At 58.6% G+C, this 12,047-nt stretch carries 13 protein-coding genes; 3 read left to right on the top strand and 10 right to left on the bottom strand.

What is annotated here, in order from left to right; translation table 11 throughout:
• Positions 1-167: 167 nt before the first annotated feature.
• The 4 genes from B0D71_RS07575 to B0D71_RS07560 form a co-directional block, all read right to left on the bottom strand.
• The gene (locus B0D71_RS07575; RefSeq protein WP_103394235.1) at positions 168-653 is read right to left on the bottom strand and encodes a cupin domain-containing protein; all 486 of its coding nucleotides are present in this window, start codon (positions 651-653) and stop codon (positions 168-170) included.
• Positions 654-736: 83 nt separating this feature from the next.
• Complete coding sequence (locus B0D71_RS07570; protein ID WP_102701083.1) at positions 737-1,231, bottom strand: RidA family protein; 495 nt, start codon at positions 1,229-1,231, stop codon at positions 737-739.
• Between the two features lie 48 nt (positions 1,232-1,279).
• On the bottom strand, positions 1,280-2,560 hold the full coding sequence (locus tag B0D71_RS07565; RefSeq protein WP_103394234.1) for an ATP-grasp domain-containing protein: 1,281 nt from the start codon (positions 2,558-2,560) through the stop codon (positions 1,280-1,282).
• 42 nt (positions 2,561-2,602) lie between these two features.
• Positions 2,603-3,703: an MFS transporter gene (locus B0D71_RS07560; protein ID WP_103394233.1), complete on the bottom strand. Its 1,101-nt coding sequence runs from the start codon at positions 3,701-3,703 to the stop codon at positions 2,603-2,605.
• A 148-nt stretch (positions 3,704-3,851) separates the two neighbouring features.
• Here B0D71_RS07560 and B0D71_RS07555 point away from each other — a divergent pair, with 148 nt between their 5' ends.
• Positions 3,852-5,270, top strand: a complete 1,419-nt coding sequence (locus B0D71_RS07555; RefSeq protein WP_103394232.1) for an aminotransferase-like domain-containing protein — start codon at positions 3,852-3,854, stop codon at positions 5,268-5,270.
• Positions 5,271-5,898: 628 nt separating this feature from the next.
• Positions 5,899-6,177, top strand: coding sequence for a DUF3077 domain-containing protein (locus tag B0D71_RS07550; protein ID WP_007970376.1), 279 nt, complete (start codon positions 5,899-5,901; stop codon positions 6,175-6,177).
• A gap of 59 nt (positions 6,178-6,236) precedes the next feature.
• Here the strand turns inward: B0D71_RS07550 and B0D71_RS07545 are convergent, their stop codons facing one another.
• The 6 genes from B0D71_RS07545 to cyoA form a co-directional block, all read right to left on the bottom strand.
• Positions 6,237-6,551 (bottom strand): helix-turn-helix domain-containing protein, encoded by a 315-nt coding sequence (locus B0D71_RS07545; RefSeq protein ID WP_103394231.1) that lies wholly within the window; start codon positions 6,549-6,551, stop codon positions 6,237-6,239.
• A 302-nt stretch (positions 6,552-6,853) separates the two neighbouring features.
• Positions 6,854-7,741: a heme o synthase gene (cyoE, locus tag B0D71_RS07540; RefSeq protein ID WP_103394230.1), complete on the bottom strand. Its 888-nt coding sequence runs from the start codon at positions 7,739-7,741 to the stop codon at positions 6,854-6,856.
• An 11-nt stretch (positions 7,742-7,752) separates the two neighbouring features.
• Entirely contained in the window at positions 7,753-8,088 is a 336-nt protein-coding gene (gene cyoD / locus B0D71_RS07535) for a cytochrome o ubiquinol oxidase subunit IV (RefSeq protein WP_008046747.1), read from the bottom strand.
• Complete coding sequence (locus tag B0D71_RS07530) at positions 8,089-8,715, bottom strand: cytochrome o ubiquinol oxidase subunit III (RefSeq protein WP_056728483.1); 627 nt, start codon at positions 8,713-8,715, stop codon at positions 8,089-8,091.
• A gap of 3 nt (positions 8,716-8,718) precedes the next feature.
• A complete protein-coding gene (cyoB, locus tag B0D71_RS07525; protein WP_103394229.1) occupies positions 8,719-10,749 on the bottom strand; it encodes a cytochrome o ubiquinol oxidase subunit I in 2,031 nt (676 codons plus the stop codon).
• Positions 10,750-10,752: 3 nt separating this feature from the next.
• Positions 10,753-11,688 carry a ubiquinol oxidase subunit II gene (cyoA, locus tag B0D71_RS07520; protein ID WP_103394228.1) on the bottom strand — a complete coding sequence of 312 codons (936 nt, stop codon included), beginning with the start codon at positions 11,686-11,688 and terminating at the stop codon, positions 10,753-10,755.
• Between the two features lie 27 nt (positions 11,689-11,715).
• Here cyoA and B0D71_RS07515 point away from each other — a divergent pair, with 27 nt between their 5' ends.
• Entirely contained in the window at positions 11,716-11,976 is a 261-nt protein-coding gene (locus tag B0D71_RS07515) for a hypothetical protein (RefSeq protein ID WP_103394227.1), read from the top strand.
• Positions 11,977-12,047: the final 71 nt, after the last annotated feature.

Genomic DNA, 12,047 nt, shown 5'->3' with positions numbered 1-12,047 from the left:
CGGGTAAACGCGCAGGCCAACAGCATCTCGCTGGCACTAGAACGACAGGCTCGGGATTGTGTTCGACGGATACAAAAAACCGTAGGAGCTGGCTTGCCGGCGATGGCGATCTCAAGAACGCCATCGCTGGCAAGCCAGCTCCTACGGAAAAGCGCTGGTGGGGGGAATTACGGCTGGGTGGTGATCAGGCCATGGCTGTCGGCAAAGTTCGACAGCAATGCCATTTGCGGCATGTTGCTCATGTTCAGCATCGCCAGAGGCTCGTATTTGCTGGTGTTGACGAAGCCATGCCGGGTCCAGGCCGGTACTAGCAACACGTCGCCGCTGTTGACGTTGACGCCATCGGCATCGCCGAGGGTCATCACGCCGCTGCCGCACTGGATGACAAACAGGTGCCACCAGGAATGGGCATGGCCGTTGAGCGTCACGCCGGGGGTCAGCCATTGCATGGCGATCGCCATCCCAGGTGTCACTTCACAGCCCTCGATGCTTCTGTCGTGAGCCAACGCGACAATATCGACGTCGCTGGCTTCAAGACTCTGACGCATACCCGCCAGGTCGCTGCCTTTCCAGACCCTGGGACTTAACGGCCGATGATGCAGGCTTTGACGAAAATCCTTATATGAATAAAACGCACCTTTAAAGTTATCCATTCGCACGTCCCTTCTTCTTGCTTCCCATACTTTAGCGCTAAACCTTAATTTAACAGTTCAGCGCTGTAAAGCCGGGCAACAACTTACAATACCGATGGACGCAAGGCTGCAATCATGTCCACTTCTATCGCCGCATTCTTGGGTAACTGATAAACACCTACTGTAGTGCGTGTATGTTTACCGGCATCGCCCAGCACATGACTGAACACATCCGAGGCGCCGTTGGCCACTTCGCTCAAATCGACAAAGTCCGCCGTGGACTTCACATAGACCGTTACCCGGATCAATGACTTGATCTTGTCCAGCGAACCAATGGCATCGACGATCAACGCCAGCCCACGCATCGCACTGATGCTGGCGGCCGCTTGCGCATCGGCCATGTTGAGGTCCAGCCCTACCCGGCCGGGGTAATGGATCTTGCCATTCATGCGCGGCACCAGGCCGCTGATGTACAGCTCATCGTGATGACGGATCAGCGGCGCGTAATGCCCGCCTGCGGTGTTTTCGCCGTAGATGTCATAACCAAACTCTTTGGCCAGGGCGATGAAGCGTTCATCGCAGGTCATGTGCTGGATCATTGATCGAACCTCCTGATCAGAAATACAAAAACGTTGGCGCTTGCCTGCTCAACACACGGCGCGGGTGGCCGGTGCCAGGCAAGTCACCTCGATGCGTGACTCAATCACCTCGGCCAGACGCAACAGGTCGTTGCTCAGTTGCCCGTAGTGTTCGTTGAACAGCACGATGTGGCCGATGAATGAGAAGTTGTCTTTGATCTGCGCGCTGACCGAGTCGCCGATACGCTTGGCGTACTGGCCTTCCACCAGATCGATACGCAGTGCGCGGGCCAGGGCCTCGATGTCAGGCGTCGAGCGCAAGATGCCGCCGGCCGGTGCTTTGAGTAGGCGAATGCCGCAGTAGCCGCGGGCCACTGGCTCAAGCTGTTCGATCTTGCCTTCCACCGCCCAGCGCACCCAGCGCTCCCACGGGTCGAAATTGACGAAGGCGCGCTTGGCCAGGTCCCAGATGTGCATGCCGCCGGGGCGCATGTTGGTTTCCACGGCGCAGGTCAGGTTATCGCTGCGCAGGAATACTTCGTTGTGCCAGGCACCATTGTCCCGGGACACCAAATCGGACATATGCCGACCGGCTGCCATCAGACGCGCCTGTACCTCGGCCGGAAGCGGTGCGGGTACGACTTGCTGGATCTCTGCGCGGTAGGCGCCTTCGGTCGTGGTTTTTTCAGTCACCCAGGTGCTGCCGGCCACGTAGTCCCAACTGTATTCGCGGGCGTTCTGCACCAGCTCTTCAAGGACGATGCCACCTTCGCGGTAGGGCTTCAGGGCGAGCCAGGCGTCGTCGCATTCCGAAGGGTGATGGATGACGCGGCAGCCTCGGCTCGCACCTTCGCAGGCCGGTTTGATGAAGCCCTTGCCGCCCAGTTCGACGACGCGCTGGCGCAGTTCCGACAAGCTTTCGACCCGCGCGGAAAACACCGGTCGGTATTCTTCAGGAGAGCTGCTGGCCGCTGCTTCGAGCCGGCGAAAGATCTGCTTGTCCAAGCCCGCCCGCGCTTCGTCCGGGCTAATGCCTGGCAGGCCGAAGTGACTGGCCAGCGCGGCTCCCAGCAGCACGCCGCGATCGGAGAATGGCAGAACGCCGATCAGCTTCCAGCTGTCGGCATTCAGGCACCCAACTATCAGATCAAGGGACGTTGCCACATCTTTCTCGGCCAGCGATGTGCTGCAGACGTGATCGGCCACCTGATCGTCATGGGGCTGAATTTTTTCGACCAGCAGGATGAGCCTGGCGTTGTAGAGCGACTTGCACAGCTCGCGCAGTTTCTGGATGTCGTGAACCCGATTACCGTTGTAACCGACCACTACCACGCATGACGTCGTATTCATAATGCCCCCGACCTGCAAAGTGAAATCCGCGACGGCGATGACTCAGTCATGCAGCGACGCATTGGATTTACGGTTGAGCCAGTACCAGGCCAGGATCCCGCCGGCGCCGATGGCGGCGAGGACCAGCGCGTTGTACGGCGCCGGCACCACTCGCATGATCAACACAGTCAGCCCGGCCCCTACCCCCAGGGACACTTCCTTGACGAACATGTTGTTTTGCTTGACCGAAAAGTAATCGAGGTAGCTGAAGGCGCATTCGGCGATCGACAGCAGCGCTACCCAGATCAGTGCCCCGGCGAGGGTTTCGACGTGGAACGCCGCCGGCGAAGACAGCACCGCAAACCCGCCGACGATGATTCCGATCACCGCGAGCACCTTGAAGCGTCCGGTGCGTTCGATCAGCTTCATCACGGGCACCTGGGCGAAGACCACCACGGCGCTGTTGAGGATCAGCATCAAGCCGTACCAGGCCGGCAGCTCGCCGGTCTTGAGCAGGATCGCCTGGGGCAGGATCGAGAACACCCCGAACAGCTTGATGCCCATGATGATCCCGGCAATCACCCAGGGCAGTTTGTTGCCCCAGTTGCTTGCGGCCTGAGTGGCCGGGCGGGCCGCCAGCGGTTCGGTGGTGAAGGTCGCGCCAAGGGCGATCGGCAGGCACAGCAATACGAACGCCGCCGCGCCGAGGAAAAACATCGTGGGTGTGAGCAGTGGCGACAGCAGGATCAAACCGGCCACCAGGCTGCCCATGTTCATGGCCACGCGGTTGTAGGCCGCGCCTTCCTTGGTCTGCGCCGCTTCGCTTTTGATCAGGTAACCGGCAATGGCAATGCCGTAGGCGAACAGTGCGGCGGCAAACATCACCATGCCTTGATTGCTGGTCAGCGCCAGCAACACCAGGCCAAGGCCGGCACACAGCAGCGTGACGCTCAGGGAGCGACGGCCAAGCACCAGTAAAGTCAGGGGCAACAGCAGCAACAAGGCGCGATAACCAAGGGCCAGGATGCTGTTGGTGGCGGTGTCGAGCCAGACGTTGGCCTTGCCCAACACCGCGAACAGCGAGACGGAGGTGATGATCCGGATCGTGAATAACCGCAGGTTAATGACCGGTTTAGCCACCGCGACCGTTGTTTCGACACTCATGCAGCACCTCAGGAACCGGGTGAAGGCCCGCCGACAAAGGCCGACATTCAGAAAAGTCTGTAAGGGCATGGTAGAGAGAGAGGCTTGTCCTGATCAGGGCAAGTTCGTATAGAATCCAACGAACTTTACTGCCGGAGAGACCAGTAAAATGCAGGTTCAACGTGCAGTCATTGCCGCCATTGAATTCCAGCCCGGCGTGCCGCTGGTGCAGCAGATCGTCGATCAACTGACCCAGGCCATCAGCACGGGCGGCTTGCCCCACGGCGCCAAGCTGCCGCCGATTCGCGAACTCTCCGACTTGATGAACGTGGGCAAATCCACTGTGGTCGATGCCCTGGATCGCATGCGGGCCAAGGGGCTGGTGGTGTCTCGCCAGGGCTCAGGTCATTACGTGCATCGCTCCGAAGCGGCGCTGAAAAGTGGCACCGGCCCGGACTTGCAACCTCAGGACACCCTCAGCGTGATTCGTCGCGCCTTGTTGCTGGACAACGGCGCGCTGCGCCCTGGCTGCGGCTTTCTGCCGACCTCGTGGCTTCCCGCCGAAGAATTGCAGAAAGCCGTGCGCAGTACCTTGCGTGCAACGTCGTTGCGCATGGGCGAGTACGGCGTGGCCGGTGGGTATCTGCCGTTGCGCCAGGCCTTGCGGGTCAAACTGGCGACCTTCGGCATCGAAGCGCCGGTGGACCAGATCATCACCACCGCCAATACCATGCAGGCCATCGACCTGCTGATGCGCCTGCTGGTCAAACCCGGCGACACCGTACTGCTCGACGATCCCTGCTACTTCAACATGCACGCCAACCTGGCGCTGCACGGGGCCAAAGTCATCACCATCGCCCGGGATTGCGACGGCATGGACCTCGACGCGTTCGAGCAACTGCTGATCGCCCACAAACCCGTGCTGTATATGACCAACAGCACCCTGCATAACCCCACCGGCCACTCGTTCACCCCGGCCCAGGTCTACCGCTTGCTGGAACTGAGCCACCGCCATGGCTTCCACATCGTCGAAGACGATCTGTACTGCGACATCCAGCAACGCCGCACCCCGCGCCTGGCCGCCAGCGGGCTGGACAACGTGAGTTATGTGTCGGGCTTCTCCAAGACCCTGACCGCCAACAGCCGGGTCAGCTACACCGTGCTGTCACCGCAATTGGCGGCGCGGATGGTTGCCCTGAAAATGGCCTGCGGCGGCGTAACGTCGGAGCTGGCGGAGCAGATCACCTGCACCATGCTCAGCGATGGCAGCTATGCCAAACACGCGCGGCGCACGGTGGATCGGTTGTATGAGTCCAATAGTCGTGTGGCGGGTTGGTTGGCGCAGGCTGGTTGTTCACTTTCCTCGTTGCCCGGCGAAGGCGTGTTCATATGGGCGCGGTTGCCGGAGGGCTTGCATGCCGAAAATCTGGCTCGCCAGGGGCTGGAGAACAATATGGTATTGGCGCCGGGCACCTTGCTGAGCAAAGGGCCGAATGCCAGTCAGTTCCTGCGCTTCAACGTGGCGCACAGCGACAGCTTGCAGGTGCGGGAGCGGTTTTTCCGGTTGCTCGACACACAAAATAAATAACTGACAGTCACCGATCCTGTGGGAGCGCGCCTGCTCGCGAAAAGGCCGTCACAGCCAATATCCATGTCGCCTGACACACTGCCTTCGCGAGCAGGCTCGCTCCCACAGGGGACCAGCGTCGTGCCCGGTATCCGCGATGACCACTAACCATTGTGGGAGCGGGCTTGCCCGCGAAGAGGCCGTCACATCCAGCATCAATATCGCCTGAAACACCGCCATCGCGGGCAAACCCGCTCCCACAGGGGTTGTGGTGTCCCGGCCATCCCCGGCCACCAGATCGCTACGATTGCCGACCTCATCCTTGCCGGCTAACTTCGCCCCCCGTCGCTGCCAATTCAGCGACCGGGCCTGAGAACCCGGGTAAACTGCACGCGCACTAGCGCCCAAATCACGATTGTTGGCGTTTTTTTATGCCCGCATTTCGTGCAATGGCGGCTGTGCGTGGGAGACCTTCGGGTCTGCCGGGTCGTGCAACCGGTTTCTCAGCCTGCGCATAGCTGCCACCCATTCGCCTGAGAACGAACGTGGCGGCTCTACTTTGATTTCTGGAGTATTGCCAATGCACGCTATTGACCTGTCCGCTTCACCGGTCATCCCAAACCTCCAGCCCAACAGGAGGTGAAGCCCAATGACCAATCCCCAAGACCTCAAAACCATCGGCCTCACCCCGTTCTCCTACCACGCCAACGAACCGCTGTTCCGCATCAACGCCGGTGTCCCGGTGATTGAAGCCCTCTACCACGCCTCCGACCTGCTCCACGTGGCCAAACTGCTCGCCTCAGACGCCGCCATGGTTCGCGACTCCGACCGTCACGCCTGGGCCTCACATTTTTTGCAGGACATGAGTAAGGCAATTATCGATGACGTGGTGAAGGTGCTCGATGCACCGTGTAACAACCGCGCATGAATGAAAAAACCCCGCGTTTCGTTTGAAACGCGGGGTTTTTCAGATACTCGACGATGTGATCAAACGACTGCCAGTCGATCGACCATATCCGGGAATTTCTCAACCAACCTGATCAGCAAGGCGGCCTGAGCGTTGGGCTTCGACTTTTCCTGCTCCCAGTTTCTCAGGGTGCTGGGACTGGTGCGAATTCGCTTGGCAAAAACAGCCTGGGACATGTGTAGCTTTTCCCGTAGCGCAACGATCTCTTTCGCCCCCACCTCTGGTGCAGGGATGTCCTCCACAACCGTATTGCGTAATGTAATCTTGCCTTCGCGTTGAGCCGCCATCTCATCAACGCCCTGCATCAACTCTGTAAACAGGTCGCGTTTTTTCATGGGGTACCTCGTGGTGTTGGTAGGTGACTATAGGCAATTTACCTATAGTCAGACCAACAAGGTAAATAGCTGATACTCACCGATCCGGTGGGAGCGGGCTTGCTCGCGAAGAGGCCGTCACATTCAAAATTGATACTGCCTGACACACCGCCTTCGTCGGAACGCCGCCCGGAGCAAGCCCGCTCCCACAGGGGGCCAGCGTCGTACTTAAAACTGGCGGCAGCACGGCCCACCAGAATTACCCCAACAAAAAGCCCCGCTCTTCTTTCGAAGGCGGGGCTTTTCTTTACAGCATCCGACGCTTAAGGCGCGTACGTCAGCAGCAACTCGGTCGGCACTTTGAAGTCCAGGGACATCATCACGCTCAACGCGGTAATGGTGAAGATCGAGAACACGAACAGCTTGCGTGCCCAGACCGTGTCATCCACTGCCTTGTAGCCGGTCCAGGCCATGTACAGCCAGTACATGCCCATGGCCGCGGCGACGGCGAGGTAGCTCATGCCGGCGTAGCCGCTGAAGGTCAGCATCAAGGTCGCCACGAGGAAGGCCAGGATGTAGATCAGGATGTGCTTCTTGGCCACCTGGATTCCGCGCTTCACTGGCAGCACCGGAATCGATGCGGCCAGGTAATCGTTGAAGCGGAAGATCGCGATGGCGTAGGAATGCGGCATCTGCCACAGGCTGAACATCACCAGCAGGGTCAGCGCGGCCATGTCGAAGGTGTTGCTGACGGCGACGTAACCAATCACCGGCGGCATCGCGCCCGACAGACTGCCCACCAGCGTGCCGTGAACCGACTTGCGCTTGAGGTACAGGCTGTAGAAGCCGACGTAGATGATGAAGCCGATGACTGCGAACAGCGCGGCCAACGGGTTGGCCACCTTGTACAACAGCGCAACGCCAGCGACACCCAGGACGGTCGCATAGATCAGGGCCAGTTTCAGGGAGATCAAGCCCTGGACCAGCACCCGGTTCTTGGTGCGTTCCATCTTGATGTCGATGTCGCGGTCGATGCAGTTGTTGAACACGCAACCGGAGGCGACGACCAAGGAAGTGCCGATCATGGCGGCCAGAAACACGGCCAGATCGACATGCCCTTTCGAGGCCAGGAAGAACCCGCCTGCCACAGAAAGCACGTTACCGAAAATGATCCCCGGTTTGGTGATTTGGATAAAGTGCTTAAGGGACATGCGGATCTACCTCACTTCGCCATCATGAACGTGTGGATGCTGAACATGATCCACAGCGACAAGCCAACCAGCAGGACAATCACGATCGCGGCGAAAACAAACGCAATCACGTTGTTACGCTGCGCGGCCGAACGGTCCAGGTGCAGGAAGTACACCAGGTGCACCAGCACCTGGATGACTGCGAACGCGACGACGATCATCAGGGTGATCGACTTCGGCAGCGTCGGGTACATCACCAGACCGAACGGGATCAGGGTCAGGATCACCGACAGGATGAAGCCGATGCCGTAGGACTTGACGCTGCCGTGACCGGCGTCGTGGCTGTCATGGGAGTGTGTGTTAGCCATTTACATAGTCCCCATCAGGTAAACAACGGTGAATACGCAGATCCACACAACGTCCAGGAAGTGCCAGAACAGGCTCAGGCAGCTCAGACGGGTCTTGTTGGTCGCCGTCAGGCCGTTTTTCTGCACCTGATACATCATGATCGCCATCCAGATCAGACCGCTGGTCACGTGCAGACCGTGGGTGCCGACCAGGGTGAAGAACCCGGACAGGAAGCCGGAACGGCTAGGGCCGTAGCCCTCGGAGATCAGCATGTGGAACTCGTTGATCTCCATGCCGATGAAGCCGGCACCGAACAGGAAGGTCATGGCCAGCCAGCCCAGGACCTGCTTCTTGTTGCCACGGAAGAACGCCAGCATGGCGAAGCCGTAGGTGATCGAACTGAACAGCAGCAGAGCGGTTTCGCCCAGTACGTATGGCAGTTCGAAGATGTCGTGGCCCGACGGGCCACCCGCTACGTTGTTAACCAGTACCGCGTACGCCGCGAAGATCGACGCAAACAGAATGCAGTCGGTCATCAGGTAGAGCCAGAAACCGAATACGGTCATCTCGCCCGAGTCGTGGTGATGGTCATCATGCCCATGTCCATCGACATGGGTGTGTCCAGCATTGGTCACTAAGTTCGACATGGTTTAAGCCTGTTCCAACGAGGTTTCAACACGGGTGGCGGTGGCCGGGATTTTCCCTGCCGCAACCAGACGCTTGTGCTGCTCGGCTTCGATGCGCTCGATCACGTCGACCGGCACGTAATAGCCTTGATCATCACGAGCGGCGTGGATCACGAAGTAGATCACGGTGCCGGCCAGGCTAGCGATTGCCAGCCACCAGATGTGCCAGATCATTGCGAAACCGAACACGGTCAACAGAGCGCCCATGACCACACCGGTGGCGGTGTTGTTTGGCATGTGGATCGGCTCGTACTTGGCTGGAGCCTTGTACGCGGTACCGTCTTCCTTGGCTTCGGTGAACGGGTCGATGCAATCGGCCTTCGGCAACACTGCGAAGTTGTAGAACGGAGGTGGCGACGAGGTCGACCATTCCAGAGTGTGTGCATTCCACGGGTCGCCGTGTTCGCACATGTTTTCTGGCTTCTTGCGGTCACGCACACTCACGTAGAGCTGGATCAGCTGGCAAGCGATACCGGCAGCGATCATCACCGCACCGAACATGGCCACGTACAGGTACGGGACCCACTCAGGGTTGGTAGTAGCGTTCAGACGACGGGTCATGCCCATGAAGCCCAGTGCATAGAGCGGCATGAACGCGACGAAGAAGCCCGAGATCCAGAACCAGAACGCTGCTTTACCCCAGCCTTCGTGCAGCTTGAAGCCGAACGCTTTCGGGAAGTAGAACGCGAAACCTGCGATGTAACCGAACACCGCACCGCCGATGATCACGTTGTGGAAGTGCGCGATCACGAACAGGCTGTTGTGCAGAACGAAGTCAGCACCCGGGATGGCCAGCAGTACGCCGGTCATGCCGCCGATGGCGAAGGTCACCATGAAGCCCAGGGTCCACAGAACCTGGCTGGTGAAACGCAGACGGCCCTGGTAGATGGTGAACAGCCAGTTGAACAGCTTCACACCCGTCGGGATGGAAATCAGCATCGTCGCCAGACCGAAGAAGGCGTTGACGCTGGCACCCGAACCCATGGTGAAGAAGTGGTGCAGCCAAACCATGAAGCCCAGGATCGAGATCGCGCCCGATGCGTAGATCATCGAGTGGTGGCCGAACAGTTTCTTGCCGGTGAAGGCCGAGATGACTTCGGAGAAAATGCCGAATGCCGGCAGAATCAGGATGTACACCTCAGGGTGACCCCAAGCCCAGAACAGGTTGACGTACATCATCGGATTGCCACCAAGTTCATTGGTGAAAATGTGGAAATCCATGTAACGGTCAAGCGTCAGCAGCGCCAGGGTAGCGGTCAGGATCGGGAACGAAGCCACGATCAGGACGTTGGCCCAGGTGCAGGTCCAAGTGAAGATCGGCATGTCCATCAGCTTCATGCCAGGGGTACGCATTTTCAGCACGGTGGCCAGGAAGTTGACCCCCGTCAGCGTCGTACCTAGCCCGGATAGCTGTAGCGCCCAGATGTAGTAATCCATCCCCACGCCCGGGCTGTATTGCAGGCCCGACAGCGGCGGATAGGCAACCCAACCGGTCTTGGCGAATTCGCCGACGCCCAGGGACAGGTTGATCAGCACCACGCCGGAAACCAGCAGCCAGAAGCTCAGGGAGTTCAGGAACGGGTAGGCAACGTCACGCGCGCCGATCTGCAGCGGCACTGCAAGGTTCATCAGGCCGGTGAAGAATGGCATCGCCATGAAGATGATCATGATCACACCGTGAGCGGTGAAGATCTGGTCATAGTGTTCAGGTGGCAGGTAGCCAGGCGAACCCTCGGTGGCCATGGCCAACTGGGTACGCATCATGATGGCGTCGGCAAAACCGCGCAGCAGCATGACCATGGCGACGATGATGTACATCACGCCAATTTTCTTGTGGTCGACCGACGTCAACCATTCGGTCCACAGATAGGTCCACTTCTTGAAGTAAGTGATACCTGCAAACAGTGCCAGACCACCCAGCGCGATCATGGCGATGGTCACCATCACGATCGGCTCGTGGAACGGGACCGCTTCCCAACTTAATTTACCAAACATCGTTTACTCCTCTGCCCCGGCAGCTGAATGCGAGTCCATGTCCGTAGCGGCCACTTCTTTCTCTTTCTTCTCGTGCTTGACCTTAGGACCCGGTTTCATGCCTTCGTACTTGTCGACGATGGTCTGGAACAGGTTCGGCGTGACCGAGGAGTAGAGCTCGACTGGGTTGTTCTGGCTCTGCTTGGCAAGGGCTGCGTATTCAGCTTGTTCAAGCTGTTTAGGTGCCTTTTTGACTTCACTGACCCAGGCGTCGAAATCTTCCTGGGAAGTTGCGATCGCTTTGAATTTCATACCGGTGAAACCGGCGCCGCTGTAGTTGGCGGAGATACCGTCCATTTCAGCGTTCTCGTTGGCGATCAGGTGCAGTTTGGTCTGCATGCCCGCCATCGCGTAGATCTGGCCGCCCAGCGCAGGAATGAAGAACGAGTTCATCACGGCGTCGGAGGTGATCTTGAAGTTGATCGGGGTGTGCGCCGGGAACACGATCTTGTTGACCGTGGCGATGCCTTGTTCCGGGTAGATGAACAGCCACTTCCAGTCCAGCGCGACCACTTCGATGGTCACAGGCTTCACGTCGGATTCCAGCGGTTTGTACGGGTCAAGCGCGTGGGTCGACTTGTAGGTGACATAACCCAGGGCAATGATGATCAGAATTGGAACCGCCCACACCGCGATCTCGATCTTGGTGGAGTGGTTCCATTTCGGGGTGTAGGTGGCGTTGGTGTTGGACGCGCGATACTTCCAGGCGAACAGGAAGGTCATGACGATGACCGGGATCACGACCAACAGCATCAGCAGCGTTGCGGTGATGATCAGGTTTCGCTCGTCCAGACCGACCTGGCCCTTGGGATTGAGCAAGGTCATGTTGCAGCCTGACAGCAACAACGTGCCGATCAGCGGCAATAAGCCTAGTAGTCTGGGGTACCTGTTTTTACTCATCTCACGACCTCTAAAGCAGCTTGCGCAATGCAGTTGGGTTTTGATCGCCAACACTTCACCCTGCCAAGGGTTGGCATTTTTCTTGGATTGAATAAGGGCATGCCCGTCGTGCGTCAGACGCTGTACGAAAAATCCTGGGCGTGCGGTGAGTTCTTATTCGAATTCGTGGTCAAAGGCCTTGTTACAGACCAATTCCATTTGGTGCGGATAGTTGGAGGCTCCGACACCTGGGCATCGCATGAAGCCACCAGACCTCTCGACACCCTGTTTCTGCTCATGCCTGGTTAAGATTTGAGCAGTGCCGGGAATTCAGTGCGGGCGATTGTAGATATGTAACGCCCTATAAACCATGTCTCATC

The sequence above is a fragment of the Pseudomonas laurylsulfativorans genome (assembly GCF_002906155.1).
GTDB lineage: Bacteria > Pseudomonadota > Gammaproteobacteria > Pseudomonadales > Pseudomonadaceae > Aquipseudomonas > Aquipseudomonas laurylsulfativorans.
Note: the sequence above shows the minus strand (reverse complement) of the source record. Positions and strands in the feature narration are given on the sequence as shown.